The sequence below is a fragment of the Candidatus Cloacimonadota bacterium genome (assembly GCA_021734245.1).
GTDB lineage: Bacteria > Cloacimonadota > Cloacimonadia > Cloacimonadales > TCS61 > B137-G9.
This window is the reverse complement of the sequence record JAIPJH010000019.1, coordinates 14549-36408: the sequence shown is the minus strand read 5'-3', so window position 1 is coordinate 36408 and position 21860 is coordinate 14549. Positions and strand designations below refer to the sequence as shown.

The window sequence follows — 21860 nt, the reverse complement described above, 5'->3', positions numbered from 1 at the left end:
GTTCAGGCTGCTAAAGCAAAGGCAAGAGGATTTAAAACTTTTGATTGTTTTAAAACTATTATCTTCCTTTTACTCGGAAAACTTGATTTCAGGTTGATCAATAAATGCTATTTACCCATTTAAAACTAAAAAGAGCCTTCAATTTTCATCAAGGTTGATAAATGATCGTCCTTTCTTATAAAAAAAAGTTTATTATTTATTATTTTAGGTTGATGCATAAATTCATCAATTTCTACAAGTTTTTTTAAACTATCATCTAAAAGAATATTTGGATAACTAGATAAAGAAACTTTTGTTCCATCAATTTCTCCTAAATGATATTCGAAATCTTGTTGAGATTCTGTATTATATATTTTTTTATCTACTAATTTATAGTTGGAAGAATATCTTTTTCTTTCAATTGCATCTTTGATTCTATCAATAATAATAATATCTTTTTTTTCAATATCGATAGACAACAAGTTATTATAGTCAATTGCTAATTCAGAAATTTCATTCTTTTCCAGATTCCACAATTCAAGATTTTTTGTGGAATTATCATGTTTCGAGGAAAGACCGAATATAATTTCCTTCTTATTCGGAAGTTTTATGAATTTATGAAAATAATATCCTTGTTCCGAATGTACAATTAAAGGTTCATTGTTGCTTTGTATTAATCTACCATTTTGATTGAGAATAAACAAACTGCTATATAAAGTGGAATTAAAGTAATCTTTTTCGAAATAATCAATAGGAGTTTGATTTCTTGGTGCATAAGTTGATGCTACTATTTCTTTCTTATTGTCATGGTTAATATCAATTAATTTAAAGTTTTTTATAAATCCACAGAAATCTCGTTCCCAAAGTATTTTATTTTGCTTTTTATCAAAGCAAACAAGTTTGGATGGCAACCATCTATCGCCTGAAATTTGAATAAGGAATTCTTTTGTTCCATCATCATTAATATCGATTCTTGCTAAAATATCTCCAATTAAAAAGCCCGTATTCATTTTTTTTGAATTATTCAAACGATGATTTCCATAATAACTATTTCGAGAGAAGAAATGTATTAACTCAAATAGATTCTCAGGAATGAATTCACATTTTAGATTTGTGCCAATCAATTTGCTGATTCGCTTACTTAAAGGAAAGTTGCAAAAATTCAAATGAGATTTTTTTAGTAATTCTCTAAAAAGAGATTTCTTCATAATGATTTTACAATTGTTATTTTCTTTAATGACTTTAACGGAATCTGGTAAAGATTCACTTGTATTGAAACCTGTGAAATTTATGCCTGTTATTTCGATTGATTTGTTTTGAAGTTTATCATAGAGATCATCATGGTATAAAAAGTAAAACTTATGATTAATTAAGGTATCTTCAGTGTCGAATTCCAAGAGATAATAATCAGCTCTATTTTTTGTAGCTAAGGTATATATTTTATTTTCTTCCTCATCATAAAAGCTTTTAAAGTAATCATCAACAGTTGTGCAATATAAAGAGAATTCTTGTATTTCCAATTGATTCATATGACTGCCATCGAGATTAATAAGATATAGATCAGTACATCGTTGATCTCCTTTATGTGCCAAATACAAATCGAATACTTTTCCGGATTTTAAGACAGAATATTGAGCTATGTTTTCAGCACAGAAGCTTTTTTGCAGATTATATTCATTTTTAAATAAGTTTAATTCAGGAACCAAAATAACTGAAAGAATTATAACAATTATAATTATAGTACAAATTATTTCAAACTTATCCATTTTTTCCCCAATATTCACATTCTACTTCCTTGAATAATTATATGCTATCATTTCAAAGAATGCATTTTAAATTTCCACGTCAATTTAATTCTGCATTTTTGATGCCAAATAAGGTTTGTTTTTTGTGAAAATTGAATTCGGTTGTCATTGCGAACCATTAGGTGAAGCAATCTCGTGTTGTTGGATTATGTGTAGATTGCTTCCAAATGAAATATCACGGAATTCACCTGGCAGGCGCAGTAGAAATGCAAGAAGAACAACTCGCAATGACTAAAGAATAGCGTCATGTTGAGGAATTCTTCTTGCTATTTTGACGAAACATCGAACCGCCTATCCTTCGTCAACTTTCTGTGTAAGAATTCCTCAGGATGACGGAAAATAAACATTCGGAAGAGCTTCGATAGATCGAGCCACATTCCGAAGTTTGTATTCATTTGTCGGATTTCATAGACAATTCTGTCTATATTTTTGGACAAATGAGCACTTCCAAAACAGAAAATTTTTCTTAAACCTGCTTATAATGAGGATCTTCTACTTTGGCACAGGAATTGTTCATACAAACTGGTATGAAGAAAATATTAATAGTTGAAAACAAGAAATCAGATCAGGAAATGATCAGGCAGCATTTCCAGAATTCTTTTAGCCAGTTTGATGCTGCAGACAGCGGAGAAAATGCTTTCTACCTGATCAACAAAAACGATTATGATCTGATTGTTATTTCCAATGACCTGCCCGACCTGAATGGGATCTGGATTGTTCAACATCTTAAGAAAAGACTGGAAACTGATATTATACTGACATCTCATTTTAACCATGAGCTGGTAGAAAAGCAGGCTAGGAAATTGAATGTGGGATTCTTGAAAAAACCGATAAAATAAAAAAAAAATCCGGCTTCGTTCCGATTCTCAGAACTACGCCGTGATCTAACGTGGAGGAAGAAAATGAGGAAGTTGTTATTATGCATTGTTATTTTTATGTTAACAAATTCAGTTTGGTGCAACACAGAAACAAATGTGAAAGTTAACGAGTTATCAATCTCATCAATGGTGGATGAAATTCTATCTAATAACTATTTTTTGAACTCAATATCTGAGAATTTTGGTGAAGATGTTAAAAACAAATTTATAATCGAATTGAATTATGCATTAGAGACTAACTTTGAGAACTATGACATAGGTAACATTCTTGCAATAAATAACTTAGATATAATATCAAATAAAACACCAAATTTAAACCTGTCGGAAAATGAAAATTATCATTACTTAATGTCAATTAATACAATACCCATTCAAGATGCATTACATAAAGACTTTATGTTTTCAGATAATTCTTTTGATTATTATAAATTCAGTAATTTGTTTCCAGAAGATGATCGTTCTGTTATTGGTAGCGTTTTAGTTTATATGGTAATTTCTGGTGCTGTTCATTCAGCCGTCGAAGCGATAGGATTATTGTATCAATATAATGGAAATCCTTTTAACATTCCAACAGACGAATATGTAACTGCATTAGTATCAGGGTTTGCTTATGGTTTTGTAGCTGGTGGTTTAGATATTGTTGCTTTGATGATCGGTGGACCAATGGCTGGAGCAGCGTCATTTCTGAATAACCTGATAACCACACCAGGTTTTGGAACAATTGTTGAAGATCTAATAGATGATGTTGTAACTAACATGTTAGGTCCCTTTGCAAATTGGACTTATTTGGATTACTATAATCCTCAAAATTATATAGATTTATTTTTAGATCAACCTACAGCACTTGATTCTATCACTGATTCATGTGCAGTAGCAATTAATGATTATTTAATTCAATTTGGTGATCAGATTGTAAGCGATGGAAACGTTATTGCCTGTAATACATGGAGTTATGAGGAGGATAGTCAATATAATCAAGTTCAAGTAAATTTTAATAATTATGAATTTATCAAATTTGGGATGAGCTTTGTAATGCTTGAAAATGATAACGTAACAGTTGAACTTTTTTATAGTGATGGAAACAATTCCATTTTAGCAGCAAGTGGCACACATTATGTTCAAGAAGGTGATTATATTGCAATTATGAGCAGTGGATTACAAGGTCATAATATCATCGATAATTTAGGATTTCTTGACGACTATATTGTAGAAGGTTCTGCACAAACTCTTGGTAGTAACGCTTGTTTTGATATAGTTGACGAGGATGATTGTGGTCATTTCTCAATTAATCTTGCAAGTACACCAATTTTATCTAATGGCTCAATTACTCCTGAAAATGGTAACCCTAACACAAATTTTAATTTTTTAGTAACATATACAGACCCTGGTAATCAAGCACCAGACTATATTGAATTACATGTAGAAAATAATACTTATCCTATGAGTGGTACAGGAAATTGGAGTAATGGTGTAGATTTTTCATATTCACAATCATTTGCTATTGGTAATTATAATTTTCACTATGAAGGCTATGCTTCCGGTCAGTTTTTAAGATTTCCTACTGTAGGTGAAATGAGTTTCGAAGTTGAACAGCAAACAGGAAATGGAATGTCTCTAAGTTTTTCAATGAATCCATTGATAGAAGGAGAAATGGCTACAATATATGCTACTTTAAATCCAACTTTAGCAAACTATCCTATCAGGTTTATACAAAATCCAACTTTGGGGGTATATCAAGCAAGCAATCCTGTTTATACAAATGCAAATGGAGTAGCTGCTGTAGATTATTTTCCTTTAGATCCAGGTTGGGTAGAAATAACAGCTCTTGACCATTTAAATACATCAAATTACGTTGATGAAGATATTGAAATTATTCCTGAACCTTTAGAGGATTATATCATGTTAATATACCCCAATTATCTTTTCGGAACAACAAGCTCAGCTACTTATGAACTATATATAAGGGTATATGAAAGTGATGGTGATGAAGCATCAAATGTAAATGTAATAGTGACAACAAATATGGGTTTATTTTCAAATAACCAACAAACTATAAACACACAAACTGACAGTCATGGGAAAGTATTTGCTGAGATAAGTTTTACTAATCAAGGGCTATGCACTGTGTTAGTAGAAGTCGGTAATAGTTTGGAATATGAGCAATTTGATGTTATCTTTGTATCTCCACCTTATCAATTAAATTCCTTTATACAAATTAATCATCATGATTACATAAAATCATTTGATTGGTCACCAGTTGATCCTGACATAATTTATTATAATCGAGATGACGAAAATATTGCATCTTATTCCATTTCTCAGAGACAGGTTATTAACAATTCGGTTGTCTATCGAGATGATGCAGAAATTGAAATTGTTCGTGTTTCTCCAGATGGTTCCAGAATAGCGTTTTCCTCATTAGAAAGTGATGAAGATTATATTCGATTATATAATATTAATAATGGCAATCTAATAACAAGGAGAGATAATATTAATCCATCCTTAGATTACTGCCAAGGTGATTTTGAATGGATAAACAACAATCAGATCCTTGCAGGAGATGGTACTACATCAAGTGGTTTTAGCTCATCAATATTAACTTATTCAGGTTCGTCAACAATGTCTATGAATTCTTTAAAAGATACTTCTTGGAGACCTAAAGATGTTTCGGTAACATCAAATTTAATGGCAATTTGTTATGAGGATTATAACAACCATGATGGCATCGTAAGTTTTTGGAATAATAATGGATATCATCAATTTGATATAGATCCACATCCGCAAGAAATAGAAATCACGTACACTGTCTCAATTTCCGATGATGGAAGCAGAATAGCTATTTCAGATAATGAGGATGATAGAATCAAAATTTATGATTCGAACGGAAATTTTTTAAGTGATTTAAGTTCATGGTATATATTTTCTTTAGAATGGATGCCAGGGAGTTCTAGATACCTTTTAAGTTCTGACGAATCGGAAAAAGTAGTTTTATGGGATACGCAAAATGGAACTCAAATATGTTATTATGAACAAAACGATAATGTTCCAATCTTTGATATCAGATGGTCACCTGATGGTAATTTATTTGGAATAGTTGAAGAAGACGAGCGATTAAAGATTTTTTCTCCATGGGATCATGAAGGACCTTCAATTTCTGTAACTTCTCCATCTGATAGCAGTTCAACACAACAGCAAAGTATACCAGTAAATGGTCTAATTAATGACGATAATGGTGTATCGTGGCTTAAATATAATGTTAATAATGGCAGTTGGATTGATATTAACTTTACAGGAAACACATTTGCACACAATGTTTCACTTGTTGAAGGTTCAAATACTATTACCTACCAAGCCCAGGATATTTATACAAATCCATCTGAAAATATTTTACATGTAACTCGTTTAACTGATCAGGAACCACCTAATATCACAAATATTCAATTAAGCGATACTAACCCGGAAATAGGTAATTCAACTATCTTAACAGCGTACATTGTTGATGGCTGGACAGGTGTAAATAATTCTACTGTGCAATGTATTGTACATAACCCTGATAGTACATTTAGCCAACCATTAAACATGTATGATGACGGAACAAATGGGGATGTAACACCAAATGACAATATATTTACTCGAATTATAGAAACTTCAACACTTTCTGAAATAACATACTTCATTGATATTACATCATCAGATAACAATAACAATACTACATTTGAAAATAATGCGACAAGTTTCGAGACTTTCGATTATCCAACTTTTTCTAGTTTAGATATCCAACCATCAAATATAACAATTACTGATTCAGTGTATATTACAATCGAAATGACGGATCAGAGTGGTATTTTAAATGCATTCCTATATTATGATATTGTCCCTTTCAATCTTGATACGAAGTTAAGAAAAAGTCATATAAATAATTCAGATTATGTACTATCTATGCAAAACACAACTGGAAATGAATATGAAACGGTAATCCCTCCACAGAATGAACCTGAAATTTATTTTTATATAGAGGCTATGGATGGAGTGAATAATATCGGAAATTCAATAGAATATTCTTATCCAGTAATTGATAATTTATCACCTGTAATTTCAAATATCTTTCATATGCCTTCAGATGTAAATGAAGATGTAATTGGGGATGTTGAAGTTAGAGCGACAATAGTCGATTTGGGTTATGCTGGTGTACAGAACTATCCACAATTAAGTTATCAACGTGGAGAGAACTATGAACCATTCAGTGCTTATCAAGATATGGATTATTTGGGTAATGATATATACTCCTTTTTTATTCCAGAACCTACAGTAACCTGGGATTCTCTACAAGGACAAACTTTAAGTTATCAATTATCAGCTCAAGATAACAGTGGAAATCCGGTTTCATCTGTGATAATAACTGACTTCATTGAACCGATCAATGATCCACCTTATTTCGTATTTCCCAATTTGGAATTTTATGAAGACAGTACAGCAACATTTGATTTTTCAAATTATGTTTTCGATGTCGACAATACACTTGTAGATTCTTGTTTAACCTGGACTGGAAACGATACAATACAGATTGTCAAAAATGGGTGGTATCTGACATTCTCATCGAATATTCCCAATTGGCATGGAACTGAGGATGTTACATTTTCAATTGATGATTTTGTTGTAATGGATAGAAATGCCAGAAATTTAAATAATCGTTCTACCAGGTCAATGACTTCCGAGACTGTACCGATAACAGCAATTAGTGTGGACGATGAAATCGTAGTAAATGAAGTTCTGCCAGTTGCAGACAGCTTAACGATTTATGAAAATGAAAGTATGGGATTCACTTTTAGTGGCTACGATCCAGATGGAAATCAATTGGAATACAGTTGGTTATTGGATGGATCTGAAGTTTCTATTGATTCAACTTATATTTTCACAACAGATTACACATCTGCGGGAAACTATATCGTGAATTTGGAAGTAACCGATAACTTCGGAGTATTAGATGGTTTGAAACGAGATAGTTGTCCGTCAGATAATATTTTAAACTACACCTGGAACGTTGAAGTAATTGATGTAGATCAACCGATTGTTGTTAATGATCTTTCTTATGCAGATAGTACCAGTGGTGTTTGGCAAACTATTGATCAAAATATTAATGAGAATGATACACTTTATTTTTTCATTAATGCATACGACCCAGACGACAACACATTGGAATATTGTTGGAGATTGGATGGAGTAGAAATGACTTCGGATTCTATTTACTGTTTTGCTACAGATTATTTGGGGGCTTTGTCTTCTATAAATTCTCCTTTTAATGTGACGTTGGATATAACAGATAATTTTAGTACAACATCAAGGAATAAAACAAATAGGAACAATCTATTTTATGAATGGGAAATAATTGTAAATGATGTCGATCAGAATATTGTTGTAGATTCTTTGTCCTACGCTGATAGTACAGGTGGAATTTGGCAGACAATAGATCAGGATATCGATGAAGGAGATAGCTTGAATTTCTTTGTAAGTGCTTATGATCCAGATGGTAATAATTTAGATTATATTTGGCAGTTGGATGGAGTTGAAGTTTCAGTAGAAAATTCATATACATTTCTTACTGATTGGCAGTCTGGAGAAGAGGATTATTTAGTCTCCTTAGACGTTGATGATAATTTTAGTTCTTCTGATAATGAGTTATATTTCGAATGGAATGTTCATGTATATGATACAGTAGGATCAGGTTCTAATATAATTCCCATGGTTACAAAGTTATATAAGAATTTCCCTAATCCTTTCAATCCAACAACTACAATTAATTTTAGTTTGAAATCAGATTCTAAGGTTCAAATAGAAATTTACAACATCAAAGGACAAAAAGTGAAACAGCTTGTCAGCAAAGAGTTTACGGCAGGTCAACATTCAGTGGTCTGGAATGGCAGGAATGAAAAGAATGAATCTGTTTCTTCCGGAATCTATTTCTATCGCATGAAAACAGATAATTTTGATAAGATGAGAAAGATGATACTTTTGAAATAGGATCATATTTCTATAAAACTCCCCCTCTGAAATTCTTCATTGGGGGAGTTTCATATTCAACACAAACAACATAAAACGACAATCTCGTCTGTCATAATTCACTAATTCCGTCAATTCAAAATGTCTGAATAACTAAATATTGACAATTTAAATTGTCTAAATTAGATTGCCCTCGGTGATAGGAGGTTGCATGAAAATCGAACTTAATGAACTGTTTTCCATCCAGAAAAAATTGATTTCCCATGTTACACTCGGTTTCAAACGCTATCTTTACTCGACAATCAACTGGGATAGTAGAATGATAACAATAACCGGTGCTCGTGGAACAGGAAAAACAACACTAGTACTTCAGCACTTAAAAGAAGAATATGGTTCAGTAGATAGGTGCCTCTATATTTCAGCAGATAATCCGCTAGTCCTCCGAAATGGCATCTATGATACTGCAAATGAGTATTTTAAGTTTTATGGTGATGCAGTAATAATTGATGAAGTGCATAAACAAGCAAATTGGGCAATGGAAGCAAAAGCATTGTATGATGCGCATCCAGACAAAAAGATAATTTTGCTGGGGAGTTCGAAGTTAAATATCTTGAATCAAAAAGGTGATCTTTCCCGTAGAACTTTAATCTATAATTTGGAAGGTCTTTCCTTTAGAGAGTTTTTAGGAATGAAATATAAAGTGAAATTTTCATCGTTTAGGCTGGAAGAATTGCTTTTGGATCACCTTAAAATCAGCTCAGAATTGCAAAAATTGAGTCCTAAGATTTTGCAGCATTTCAAAGAATATATGCAGTTCGGGTATTATCCTTTCTTTGACATTATGAGTGAGGATGAATATCAATTAACACTGCATAACTTGCTCGATAAAACAATTTACGAAGATGTACCTGCTTTAAAAGATATTCGTAGCACTTCACAGATAACGCTGAAGAAACTCATTGCTTATCTGGCAATTTCCAGGATTCCCACCATTAATATTGGTTCGATTTGCAGTGAGTTGGATATTCCCAAAGAGATCTTGTATAGCTTCTTTGATTTACTGTCTCGATCTGATCTTATCAATATTGTAAAACGTAAATCTGCATCTATTCGATCATTAAAGAATTCCAGGATTTTTCTATCAAATCCTAATCTCTATTTTGCGGTCAGCAACGAACTTTGGAAACATGAAGTTGAAATTGGAAATCTGCGGGAAGCTTTTTTTGTTTCTCAGATCAAAGGTGATTATCCTATCTATTCTTCCCAGTTAGTAGATTATTCCATCGAACTTAAACCAAAACACATTATTGAAGTGGAAATCGGTGGCAGAAGCAAAACACGTAAACAGATTATTGATATAGAAAATGGGTATATTTTCAGAGACGATCAATTGGATGGATTCGCCAATGTAATTCCTTTATATTTGGTAGGATTTTTGTATTAGAAGTTTAGGCAAAATCTTTTACACTCTCTTCTGGGTTTGAAAGTTCTCTCTCAATAATATCAAGCAGGCTATCACACATTCATATGGGATGCTTTTCCAAAGGCCTCGGGAGTTTATTTCTATCAGCTAAAAAACCGAGCTACTATAAAACAAACAAAATGATAATGTTGAAGTAAAATTATGCCTTTCCGACAGCTTACTCAGGAATTCTCCATAGAAGCTGTCGGAAAGGCTATTATATTGGCAGATCAAAACAAAATTCGTTGAGGTATCAAATTCGCTGAAGCTTTACGAACCAAAAAAGCTAATTGTCTTAAAAAGAATCTCTCCCTCTCTGAATCAATCAGCGGGGGAGTTTTTTTTAAGAATTAAACAAGTTATCAATAATATCATTCCAAAGTTATTGATATTTTTTGATTCGACCATCAACTAATCTGAAGAAAAGTATTGACCCATTTAAAGAAATTTGAAATATTGCAGGTAGAAACTTGAAGAAAAACTTGATTTGAATTTGGAGATATTATGACTTTTTTTATTTGTGCTGATGGAGATGTTGTCGACAAAAAACTAATGACTGATGTAATTGAGAGAGATGATCATGAAAAGTTCAAAGAGATCATCACTGAAAAGATCCAGATTGAAGAAAATGAAGATGTTGGTAAAGATATCCTCCGTTATATAGCAGCCAGAGAAGTTGATGAAAACAAATATTTCACAATTACAAATATGATAAATTTACTTCGAAGTCATCTGTTTAAAGATGAATTCAAATACAGCCTTCAACCCCAAAATAGATATATTGTCGATGCGATCAATAATAATTCTTTAAAAGATGTAAAAAAACTACTTTGTTCAGGAACTGATGTGAACACTTTAGATAAAAATGGCTGGAATTATCTGCATCATACTGTAATTCAGAACAGATATGAAATCTCAAAATATCTTATTTCCCAGGGAATTCTAATCAACTGGGTTAATAATAATGGCTGCACTCCTCTGGATTACGCTAAACTGATCAAACGTGCCTTCAACGATAGTGATATTTATGATCTGCTGCTTGAGCACAAGGCAATTGGAAATTCTGAATTCAATTGCGAAGAAAGTGATTTGTTGAATACTTCAAGTTAAATGAATAAAGAAAATTAAGCTTTTTATTAAAACTCCCTTTGATATTCTAATCGAGGGAGTTTTTTTGTTTTTCTTGACTAAAACCAACTTGAAGATAAAATCGGGAAAGTTAAAATGAAAAATTGGAGGAATAATGAGCGAACGACAATGGACAAAAGCGGGTATGTTGGCCTATATTTACGTTGCTATGGCTGGAGCCACAGATGAAGTTCTGAGTGATGAAGAAAAAAGTACAATTGGAAAATCGATCACTGAATGGTTTCCAGATGATCCTAAAGATGTTGTTATTGATGAGATTGTAAAAGCGCATAATTTGTTCGTAGAGGATTATACTCAAAAAGGCGTTAAAACAGTAGCAGATAATGTGGCAAAATTAGCCGATATGTGTAAATATAATATTAAACCAGAAGCTTTGAAATTTGTCTTGGAAGATCTTGTGAAGATTGCTCTTGCCGATAATAATTTCCACGAAAATGAAAAAGTATGGATAAATACTATTGCCGAGATTTTTGAAGTAGATTATAAAGTATAAGCTATAATAACTACTAAATAATATAAAGTCCCATTCGAATGGGACTTTTGTTTAACAAAGAAATTAAAATTTTACTGGGAGATATTGTGAAATATAATGCAATAAGATTGAAATTAGAAAAGCAATTTGGAGACGAACTTAGCTCATTGCTGCAAGGCCAGATCATCACGAAAATCTTGAAAATGGCTCAGATTGAAGATAACGAGAATATTTATAAGAAGATCTTTGATGGTCATCATTTTAAGATCTCAAAAGAGTTATCTCCCAGGTTGTATAATCTCTGTCAGTCTGTTTTAAAAAAATTGCAATTTTCAGAAGAAACAGATTTTTACATCAGCAATCAGCCTGAAATCAATGCTGTTTCCATACCACGTTTGGAAGAAGATCAAAAACACATCATTGCCTTTAACTCAGGATTGATCGAGAAACTGGATGATGCTGAATTAAAGTTTGTGATCGGCCATGAAATTGGGCACCTTATTAGCAAAAATGCTGATATCTGGCGCATAATACGGGTTGTCTTTCCTGATCCAAACAGCATACCTTTTATTATTAAAAATAAAATAAATTTCTGGCAGCGCTTATCTGAGCTCAGTGCCGACAGATTCGGTTTCATAGCTTCACCAAATCTGGAAAAAGTTGTTTCCAGCTTTTTTGTACTTGCCGCAGGAATCTCAATCGACCGGATTAAATTCAACTACGAAGAATATCTTAAACAAAATGCCATAATTCTGGAAAAATTTGCTAACAGCTCTTTCCTGAATTCTTCTACTCACCCAATCAATCCGCTTCGACTGGAAGCGATGAAAATATTCAGTGAATCAAATTTATTGGAACGTCTCAGTTTTGGTCAGGACGAACCAGATGAAAAACTGGAAGCCAAGATCCAAAATGTTCTAGGAAATTTTGTCATGTTATCAGATTCCGAATTGGCTCGACACCGCATGTATTATGTTGCTTCAGCCGGTTTTATACTGGCAAATGTCGATGAAAATATTAGTGAGAAAGAATACAGTGAGATCATCAATACACTGGCAAATTATACACTCTTTCCGCAGGATATTTTGAAAGATGTTGTAGATTCGGGTAAGGTCATCGAGATCTTTGAAAATTCCACTAAAGAACTTCTGACCAGGAGTCCTTCGGAAAGATACGGAATGTTTAATTTTCTAATCCAGTTGGCACTTTCAGATAACGAAATTTTAAATATTGAGATAGAATTGTTGTTTAAAATTGGAAGAGAATATTTTTCTTTTAATGAGAAGGAAATCGCTCAACTTATAGCTGAATCTATCCATAAAATATTTATTCCCAAACTTTTTTGAGTTTACTGCTGAAATTCTGCGCAAGAAAGTTTCGGAAAGGTACTCTGAATTTTTAGGTTCTTGAAATCATCTCGAATAGATTCTGCCATGGCCCAGTTCTTATCTTTTTGAAGCGCATAAAAGAATCATACACCCAGATTAATCAAAATCGATATTACAGCTGAGTATTATCAGGATAGATATTTTTTCCAAAACCCATAAATTACCTGGGTATTTTTTACGAAACATAGAAAAATATCTGCTTAAACCAATTCGTTTAACACAATTCCGCGTTCATCAGTAGTTAAATTCTACTCCATCTCCCATTCAGCTCCACTTGAGTTTTTTTAGTTGAATTTTCAGTTTTTAGAAATATCATGTGAGTCACAATTCCTTATTATAAATAAAATCGCTTTACAAAAACATCATAATTATTGAATTGGTACTTTTGCAAGGTAGATAGGCTTTAATTACCTTGATAACGAGCCAAGAGGTGAAAGTGGAAAAACTGAAACAGATCTTTGAAGCTAATCATGGTTATGCCAGGATGAAAGAGCTAAAAAACCAGGGTATTCATACCAGGAAGATTGCCCAGGCTGTAGAAAACAGAATTGTCGAAAAAGTTAAACCTGGTCTTTATAAGCTGGTTGATTATCCCTGGGATGAAAACAGCAGTTTTATCGGTATTTCCCAAGCCAAAGACAGCGCTGTAATTTGCCTTACATCTGCAATTGCATATTATGAGCTATCAACAATCAATCCAAGTGTAATATCTGTTGCTGTTCCCATGAATACTGATAAATTTAAACTTGAATATCCACCCATCAAAGTGTATTATTTTTCCGAATCACTATACAATCTTGGCATTGATGAAGTTCAAGTGGTATCTGGTAACTTTAAGATCTACAATGCCGAAAAAACGATCTGTGATCTGTTTCGTTATCGCAATAAACTGGGCGAAGATATTGCCCTGGAAGGACTGAAAAATTACCTGGGAAAAGAAAGCGCTAACATAAATAAACTCTGGGATTATGCCATTAGATGCAAAGTTAAAACAATTCTCCATCCATATATAAAAGCAATGGTATAGAATGACAAAACAAACTAAAAACATAGCTGCATCTGCAAGAGCAAGACTGTTGAGAATTGCTAAAGAAAATAGCAGAAACTTCAATGCAGTATTGTTACAATATTTTCAAGAGAGAATGTTATACAGGCTATCAATTTCTTCTTATAAATTGAATTTTATTTTAAAGGGAGCATTGCTTTTCCTTATTTATGACTTACCACCTACACGTCTTACAAAAGATATTGATTTCCTGGGAATGAATACCGACAATACAAAAGAAAACCTCACCAAAACTATGAAAGAGATACTAAGTATAGAAGTTGATGATGGAGTTCAATTTGATATTAGAAAAATTACAGCAGAAGATATAACTGAAAAGGCAGAATATAAAGGTGTGCGAATACATTGCGAAGCTACTCTTGAACAGGCCAGATCAAGGTTTCACTTTGATATCGGTTTCGGAGACCAAATTGTACCAGAACCGATAATGTTAGAGTTTCCAGTTTTACTTGCAGACATGCCAGTTCCTACTCTTGTTGCTTATACTCCAGAAACTGCAATTGCAGAGAAATTCGAAGCAATGGTAAAGCTTGGTTATGCCAACAGTAGAATGAAAGATTTTTATGATATCTACCATATGGCGCATAATTTCTCCTTTAACTCTAAAATCTTATCAGAAGCAATTAACACAACCTTTTCAAATCGTAATACTGAACTTAAAGAAAAGTCCATTATCTTTTCAAATGATTTTAAGCAAAATCTCGAAAAAAATAAACAATGGAAAGCATTTCAACTGAAAAACAATATTGAATTAGATATTGAGTTTAGAGATTGTCTCGATTTTATTCAGTTATTTATTGAACCGGCATTATCTGAAGAAAAAATTAAGTCATGGGATTGTTATCAATTAAAATGGTTGGAGTAAATACTTTTAATTTTGAGTGTAGATAAGATGATTTTATGATCATCTCAAAAATGAAGTATGATCCTACTTAATCTCCCATTCAGTGCCATTTGCTGTATCTTTAAGCTGAATTCCCAACTTCTTCAGATCATCTCGAATTGCATCTGCCATAGCCCAGTTCTTATCCTTTTTAAACCTGTTGCGATAATCGATCAAGAGCTGGATCAGATCGTTTGAGATGGAATCAACATTATCTTTTAGCTTACTTTCTAAATCTGAGAAAAAGCCCAGAACACTGCCCAGCTCCACCAGCAGATGAGCATAATTCTTATCATCTGAATTTCTGGTTTTCCTGGCAGCTTCGAACAGAACAGAAATGGCAATTGCTGTATTAAAATCATCATCCATCGCATTAATGAAAGTTTCTTTCATCTTTTGCTGATCTTCATTATATTCGGGTGTTTCATCTTTGAATGATAAATAATCAATTCTTTTCAAGGCATTATAAAAATTCTTCACAGCCTGCTCGGATTCCTTGAGGATAACTTCATTGTAATCTATGGAACTGCGATAATGTTTGGAAAGAAAGAAGAAACGGATCGCTTCCGCATCATATTTTTTCAGCACGTCGCGGGTCAGGAAAAAGTTATCCAGGCTTTTGGACATCTTTTCCCCGGTAATATTCAAAAATCCGCCATGCATCCAGTATTTGGCGTGAATGCAGCCGCCAGAACCACGGGCTTGAGCAATCTCATTTTCGTGATGCGGGAAGATCAGATCGATAGCGCCGCCGTGAATATCGAAAGTTTCTCCCAGAAGTTTGCGGGACATCACCACACATTCGGTGTGCCAGCCAGGACGTCCTTCGCCCCAGGGACTCTTCCATTTAGGTTCGCCCGGTTTGGCTTTTTTCCACAAGGTAAAATCTCCCGGATGTTTTTTCTGGGTATTGGCTTCCACGCGCGCTCCAGCCTGCAGATCTGCGATCTTCTTGCCGGAAAGCTCGCCATAAGTTTTATCTGCTTCGATAGAATAATAAACATCGCCACCTGCTTCGTAGGCAAATCCCTTTTCTTCCAATTCCTTGATCATTCCGATCATCTGGCCAATATATTCAGTAGCTCTGGGATTGTGATCGGCCGGAGAAATTCCGATAGCTGAAGTATCAGCCAGAAAAGCTTTAATATATTTTTCAGCGATCCTGGCAACCGGCACGTTTTCCTTTTGGGATTGCTCGATCAATTTATCATCAATGTCTGTGATATTTTGTACATAGGTTACATCATAACCTTTGTAAGAAAAATATTTTCGCACAACATCAAAAAACAGAAACGTACGTCCGTTGCCAATATGGAAGTAATTATAAACTGTCGGACCACAGAGATATATCTTAACTTTGCCAGGAGTAACCGGCACAAATTCTTCTTTCTTACGTGTTAATGTATTATAAATTTTCATTTTCTACCTACTAACCTACCTGTAATGTATTTATGTAAAATACTTGCAATTAGAGTTTGATAGGGAAGACCTTCTTCTAAAGCTTTCATTTGTATAGATGCGAGATCTTTTTCCGAGATCCTGATATTAATCCTTTTATCCTTTTTAAATGTAGCTTCAGCATATTTCTTGGCTTTCTTCTTCTCATTATCTAAATTTTTTACTCTATTCCAGTCACCATTTTCAATTGATTGGAGAATTTCCATTTCTTCTTTATTTAATTTAGTCATTTGCTATCTCCTAAATACTTCTTTGTATATTTCCTACTGGGAAATATTGTTTTCAAAAACAACTCATTATCTCTTTCTACAAAAGGTACTAAATAAACATAATCTTTGTGCTTAACAATATAAATTTTCTGACCAGCATACTTCTCATTATTAGTATGTTCAATAATTTCTATCAAACCATCATTCAAAATTTGAAAAATTATTTCTTCAAAAGAAATATTTCTATCTTCTTTTAAAATCCGATTCTTTTCATTGTCCCAATTATAATACTTCATGTGCCAAAAATGTACATTGTGTGCTCTTTGTCAACAAATGAGGGAATTTATTTTATAATTGTGATCTGAGTTTTCTTGCTATCTCGCTGATAATCGATCTTGTCCTGCCAGATCGGATCTATCTTTTCCCGGCTGGAATGTTCGATCACCAGCCTGCCGTTTTCTGCCAGAAGCTCATTGTCAAAAATCTGTTTGATTGTTTTATTTACCAGCATGCGGTCATAAGGCGGATCCATCAGGATAATGTCAAATTTCTTGTCACAGCTTTTCAAAAAGGCACTGACTTTTTTGCGATGGATCTTGCAATCCAGCTTGCAACCAAGTTTGTGCACATTCTTGATCATGGTTCGAATGGATTTTTCTGAAAAATCCACAAAATCCACGAATCTGGCTCCACGACTGAGAGCTTCCAATCCTAACGAGCCGCTGCCGGCGTAAATATCCAGAACCTGCAGATTCTGGCAGGAATTTAGCACCGTGAAGATGACTTCCCGCGTAAAATCGGTGGTCGGCCTGGCCGTGAAACCGGGCACTGCAAAGAGATTGCTTTTTTTATATTTACCTGTTATTATTCTCATTATTCTTTGGAGTAGGAAAATTTAAATTCCATCTGCTTGGGTTTCTTTACAAAATTGGGACAGGAGAGAAGGATCGTGGCAGCTGTCTGTTTACAGCTTCTCTCACAGCGATCACATAATTTGTTGATCTCGTTCTTTTTATTGTTTTTCTTTGTCATTCTTTTCTTTTTTGTCTTTTTTTATTACATCGTCAGCCTTAAATCCGAGATCCTTGTGACGGATTATTTCATTGGACTGCTTGATAATATCATCAAAGGAATTACTGAAAAATTCATCATCAGACTTATTGGCACCAGGCACATATTCGGAAAAGCGTTTTTCGGTCTCAGGTTCAGCTTTCTGTTGATCTTCTTTACTGTCTTTTTCAGAGGAAATTTCAGCAAAATCTTTTTCCAGATCGCTGGCTTCTGGCTTATCTATTTTTTCCGGTTTTGCAGCTGTTTCTACCGCAATTTCTTCAAACGGTTTATCCAAATCTCCCAGATCCGGCTTCTGGGAAGCAGGTTTTTTCTGGATATCCTCTTCTTCCTCCTGGCTGCTCAGATCAAAACTGAGGTCTTCCAGATCAGGTGCTGATGTTTTATCTTGTTTAATATCTTCAGATGTTGACGGTTTAGCTTCTTTAATATCTTCTAAAGTATCTTCCGCAGTGGAATCTGGTGAAAATTCCAGATCATCCAGTTGGTCAGAATCGGCTTGTTTCTGTTGCTTGATAACAGGTTCTTCTTTTTCTTTTTCAACCTGCTCAAATCCGGCCAGAAGATCATCTTTATCAGCACTTTTTTCATAAGTGACAGGTTTGATTTCGTCTTCAATTTGATTACTTTTGTTGGAAGCGAGGATTTTTTCCAGAACTTCCGGCGTAATCTCAGTCTTTTGTTCAACCGTTTTATCATCAGATTTATCTTCCTCGGATAAGATGGGTTCGATATCTGTTTGGGAAATATCTTTAATTACAGAAGGTTCTTCCTTTTCTTTCAGTTTCAGCTTCCTGGTTTTCTGAAATTCAGCCTTAAGTTCTGCTTCCAGTTCTTTTAAGCTGATATCATCTTCGGTATATTCAAAGGGTAGATTATTCTTCAATTTTGTGGCGACACTCTTACTTTGATCCGGAGCTTCTTCTGTTTCTGCTGCAGGTTCTATATCTTGCTTTGCCTTTTTGGTCTCAGGTGGGGAAGGCTTCTCAACTTCTTCAGAAATTTCCTCTGGCTTTTCTGTTGTTTCTGTATCCTGTTCTTCATCCAGCCTGGCCATCATTTCTTCAAAACTAAGCCCTTCCATATTTTCCCGCTGGGGAAATTTCATTTCCTTTTTCGTTTCAGCTTCTTCTGTTGTCAGCTCTTCTGCAACCTTATCGGCGGGTTCAAAACTTAGATCGCTGCTGTCCTCTTGAGGTGAAGCAGCAGCCTGGAATTCTCTTTCTTCTGATTCTGTGGGTGAAGTTTTTTCAGCGACCGTTTCTCTATCTTTCAGTTTTTCTTCTGTTTTTTCAGTCTGTAAGATATCATCTACTTTTTCAACAGTGAGTTTTTCGGAAACTTCATCCTGCAGATCAGTGCTGATGAAGATCTCATCTTCGATCTTTTCTTCAAGCTTGATAGGTTCAGGCTCTTTATTTTTTGTGATCTGCTTGATCTTATCTTCAGTCGCCTGAGCCTGAAGTTCATCCTGGTCTATTTCTTTTTCAGAAGTTGTAACTGCTGATTTTTCTTCTGCAGGTCTGGTGATTTTCTGTTCCTTTTCCTGCTGGGAAGATTCGGTTATTTCTTCAGTTTCTTGCCAAGGTTCTTCAGCTGTTTCTGTATGTTCCTTTGCTGGCGTATTTTTCTTTTCAGGTTTTTCCTGGGTTGACCGGTCTGCTTCTGCAAGTTGTTCTTGCTTGGTATCTGCAGTCTTCTGGGGATGTTCCGATAAAGTTTCTGCTTTCTGCTGATCTTTCCTGAAGGTTTGAGCCAGATCTTCAAAAGGAATATTAAAGAAATCATCTTCCTCTCTGATTTCAGGTTTCTTTTCAGATTCTGTTTCTTCGGCTGGTGGCATGGCAGTCGATTCTTCCTGCTGCTCAGTTTGCCGGGGCTGCTCGGCAAGATCTTCCGTAAATATTTCCGATGACTCCTTATCCAGATCTTCATCAACAGGTTGGGAAACAAGTACATCTTTATGTTCCTGTTCAAATTCCCTGAAGACCTTATCCAGTTCTTTGTTGTATTCGGCGCTGATAACAGGATCGGATTCCACCTCTTCAAGATCGTCCATGGAATCCAGTTTGGGCTGCTTGAGCGATGATTTGAAATTCTTGTAGCAGGAGTGTGGCAGGATATTGAACTTCAGACGTTCTTCCTGGCTGAAAACCTGTTCAATGACAGGATTGTACTGCATCTCATCATCAGCAAATATCTTCTTTTTCAGATCCAGGATCTTCTCTTCCAGTTCCGTAGAAGGCTTGCGGTGTAAAAGTTTCTGGTAAACCATCAGTGCATCCAGCAGCTGATCCTGGCTTTCATAAAGTTCTGCCAGAGTAATTGTCGGATTAAGCTGGTCGGGCATATTTAAACTCCAATACTTCCATTTTAGCGATCTTCCAAGATTATCATATCACGCATCTTTTCCAAAGTCTTGGCACCAATTCCTTTTACCTGCAGCAGCTGGTCTTTGTTGGAAAAATTTCCTAATTCCCGGCGCAGGGCCAGGATCCTTTCCGCCTTGGCCGGGCCGATACCGGGCAGCCGGGTCAGTTCATCCAGGCTGGCGCAATTTATGTTTATTTTTTCTTCTTTCTGTGCTTGAGAGGGTTGTGATGTTTCTGCTGCTATTTCTGAATTTCCCAGATCATTAAAATAAGGCTCGATCTTGAGATAAGTAGCCTTGCCAATTCCCTTCACATTCAAAAGATCGGATTTGTTTAAAAATCCAACTTCGTGGCGATAATTCAAAATATCATTTGCTCGTTTTTCTCCTATACCTGGTATAGTGATAAGTTCCTCTTTACTGGCTGTAAGTAGGTCATATTTTACTGCATAATCAGTGCCGAAATCAACTTCTTCCACTTCTTCCGCAGGCTGATCTGCAACCAGGAAGGTATCACCGACCACCAGGCCAAGAAAAGCGAAAGCGACTAGAAACAGCAGGATCTTCTGCTCATTTTCGGTCAGTAAATTATCAAGTAATTTTATCATTTTTCCTGGTAGATCAGCTCTAATAGGGTTTGGCCGACCACATAGAGAGAAGAGGGTGAACATTTATCGGGAGTATCTTCCAGAGTATGCCAGTAGGGATATTCAAAATCAATAATAACGATGGCCTTAAATCCAGCTTTCAGCAAGGGAACATGATCATCATAGATGCGTTTGGTTATTCTGGTCTGGAACTCGCTAAAACCCAGATCCTGAGCAGTTTCCCAAACCTCTTTTACCAGAAGCGGAGAATTGTGATAGGAAAGATATTCCATATCTATAACCAGATCTGCATCTCCGATCATATCTACTACAATCGCTTTTTCAGGAAATTCATCTTTGTAATTTTCAGCAAAATAGGTTGAACCCAGGCACCAGGTTTCATTGTTATTGTATCTGCCCATATCTTCCAGGTCGAAAAAGACCAGATCGATACCGAACTGCTGTGGTGGATATTGATCAAAGATCCTGCCCAGTTCCAAAAGTACAGCCACCCCGGAAGCAGCATCATTGGCACCGCTGATCGGTTGCTTGTGCAGACTGGGATCTTCCTCTTTATCAGCCCAGGGCCTGGTATCGTAATGAGCTGCCAGCAGAATCCTGCGGCTCAGGCGGGGATAGAAACGGGCAATGATATTCACGCCCTGCATCACGCTGTCCAATTGTGTTGTTTCAAAAGGCTGCTCTTCAACCAGGGCGCTGGTTGAGCTTAATTTATTAATGATCAGATCACGACAGAGTTCTATCTCGGCAGAACCCGGATATCGCGGTCCCAGATCACACTGCTGCTGCAGGATCTCAAAAGCATTTTCCTGGTCGAAGACCGGAACCTTTGAACCGCAGGCTGAGATTGTGAAAACTACCAGAATTATGATCATTAATCTGAACATATTACCTACCTCAATCAATTTATACAAAAAAATACCAATAAATATTCTGTCAATTGAGTTTTAAATATATAATAATTAAATTTTTTGAAAACTTTCTCTGAGTTGGGAATGCAAATTGCATCAATTACTAGCAAAAATATAAAGGAGAATTCATGAGAAAATATTTGCTGATCCTGC

16 protein-coding genes are annotated in these 21860 nt (G+C 34.9%); 8 read left to right on the top strand and 8 right to left on the bottom strand.

Going from position 1 to position 21860, the window contains the following annotated elements; translation table 11 throughout:
• Positions 1 to 125 precede the first annotated feature (125 nt).
• Positions 126 to 1745 (bottom strand): hypothetical protein, encoded by a 1620-nt coding sequence (locus K9N40_04740; protein ID MCF7813766.1) that lies wholly within the window; start codon positions 1743 to 1745, stop codon positions 126 to 128.
• A gap of 566 nt (positions 1746 to 2311) precedes the next feature.
• Here K9N40_04740 and K9N40_04735 point away from each other — a divergent pair.
• The 8 genes from K9N40_04735 to K9N40_04700 all read left to right on the top strand — a co-directional run bounded on the left by K9N40_04735 (position 2312) and on the right by K9N40_04700 (position 15061).
• Positions 2312 to 2623 carry a response regulator gene (locus K9N40_04735; GenBank protein MCF7813765.1) on the top strand — a complete coding sequence of 104 codons (312 nt, stop codon included), beginning with the start codon at positions 2312 to 2314 and terminating at the stop codon, positions 2621 to 2623.
• Between the two features lie 63 nt (positions 2624 to 2686).
• Positions 2687 to 8680 carry a T9SS type A sorting domain-containing protein gene (locus tag K9N40_04730; GenBank protein MCF7813764.1) on the top strand — a complete coding sequence of 1998 codons (5994 nt, stop codon included), beginning with the start codon at positions 2687 to 2689 and terminating at the stop codon, positions 8678 to 8680.
• 190 nt (positions 8681 to 8870) lie between these two features.
• The gene (locus K9N40_04725) at positions 8871 to 10103 is read left to right on the top strand and encodes an AAA family ATPase (GenBank protein ID MCF7813763.1); all 1233 of its coding nucleotides are present in this window, start codon (positions 8871 to 8873) and stop codon (positions 10101 to 10103) included.
• Positions 10104 to 10625: 522 nt separating this feature from the next.
• Positions 10626 to 11231 carry an ankyrin repeat domain-containing protein gene (locus K9N40_04720; GenBank protein ID MCF7813762.1) on the top strand — a complete coding sequence of 202 codons (606 nt, stop codon included), beginning with the start codon at positions 10626 to 10628 and terminating at the stop codon, positions 11229 to 11231.
• Positions 11232 to 11364: 133 nt separating this feature from the next.
• A complete protein-coding gene (locus tag K9N40_04715) occupies positions 11365 to 11763 on the top strand; it encodes a TerB family tellurite resistance protein (GenBank protein MCF7813761.1) in 399 nt (132 codons plus the stop codon).
• Between the two features lie 86 nt (positions 11764 to 11849).
• Positions 11850 to 13088: a M48 family metallopeptidase gene (locus tag K9N40_04710; GenBank protein ID MCF7813760.1), complete on the top strand. Its 1239-nt coding sequence runs from the start codon at positions 11850 to 11852 to the stop codon at positions 13086 to 13088.
• Positions 13089 to 13566: 478 nt separating this feature from the next.
• On the top strand, positions 13567 to 14157 hold the full coding sequence (locus tag K9N40_04705) for a type IV toxin-antitoxin system AbiEi family antitoxin domain-containing protein (GenBank protein ID MCF7813759.1): 591 nt from the start codon (positions 13567 to 13569) through the stop codon (positions 14155 to 14157).
• 1 nt (position 14158) lies between these two features.
• Positions 14159 to 15061, top strand: coding sequence for a nucleotidyl transferase AbiEii/AbiGii toxin family protein (locus K9N40_04700; GenBank protein MCF7813758.1), 903 nt, complete (start codon positions 14159 to 14161; stop codon positions 15059 to 15061).
• Positions 15062 to 15124: 63 nt separating this feature from the next.
• Here the strand turns inward: K9N40_04700 and cysS are convergent, their stop codons facing one another.
• The 7 genes from cysS to K9N40_04665 all read right to left on the bottom strand — a co-directional run bounded on the left by cysS (position 15125) and on the right by K9N40_04665 (position 21683).
• Positions 15125 to 16498 (bottom strand): cysteine--tRNA ligase, encoded by a 1374-nt coding sequence (gene cysS, locus K9N40_04695; GenBank protein ID MCF7813757.1) that lies wholly within the window; start codon positions 16496 to 16498, stop codon positions 15125 to 15127.
• The gene (locus K9N40_04690; protein ID MCF7813756.1) at positions 16495 to 16767 is read right to left on the bottom strand and encodes an antitoxin; all 273 of its coding nucleotides are present in this window, start codon (positions 16765 to 16767) and stop codon (positions 16495 to 16497) included. Before K9N40_04690 ends, cysS begins: the two co-directional genes overlap by 4 nt.
• Positions 16764 to 17042, bottom strand: a complete 279-nt coding sequence (locus tag K9N40_04685) for a BrnT family toxin (GenBank protein MCF7813755.1) — start codon at positions 17040 to 17042, stop codon at positions 16764 to 16766. The genes K9N40_04690 and K9N40_04685 overlap by 4 nt, the downstream gene beginning before the upstream one ends.
• Before the next feature lie 47 nt (positions 17043 to 17089).
• The gene (gene rsmD, locus K9N40_04680; GenBank protein ID MCF7813754.1) at positions 17090 to 17620 is read right to left on the bottom strand and encodes a 16S rRNA (guanine(966)-N(2))-methyltransferase RsmD; all 531 of its coding nucleotides are present in this window, start codon (positions 17618 to 17620) and stop codon (positions 17090 to 17092) included.
• A gap of 138 nt (positions 17621 to 17758) precedes the next feature.
• A complete protein-coding gene (locus K9N40_04675; GenBank protein MCF7813753.1) occupies positions 17759 to 20167 on the bottom strand; it encodes a hypothetical protein in 2409 nt (802 codons plus the stop codon).
• Between the two features lie 23 nt (positions 20168 to 20190).
• Positions 20191 to 20796, bottom strand: a complete 606-nt coding sequence (locus K9N40_04670) for a ComEA family DNA-binding protein (protein ID MCF7813752.1) — start codon at positions 20794 to 20796, stop codon at positions 20191 to 20193.
• Positions 20793 to 21683: a M28 family peptidase gene (locus tag K9N40_04665; GenBank protein MCF7813751.1), complete on the bottom strand. Its 891-nt coding sequence runs from the start codon at positions 21681 to 21683 to the stop codon at positions 20793 to 20795. The genes K9N40_04670 and K9N40_04665 overlap by 4 nt, the downstream gene beginning before the upstream one ends.
• Positions 21684 to 21860 lie beyond the last annotated feature (177 nt).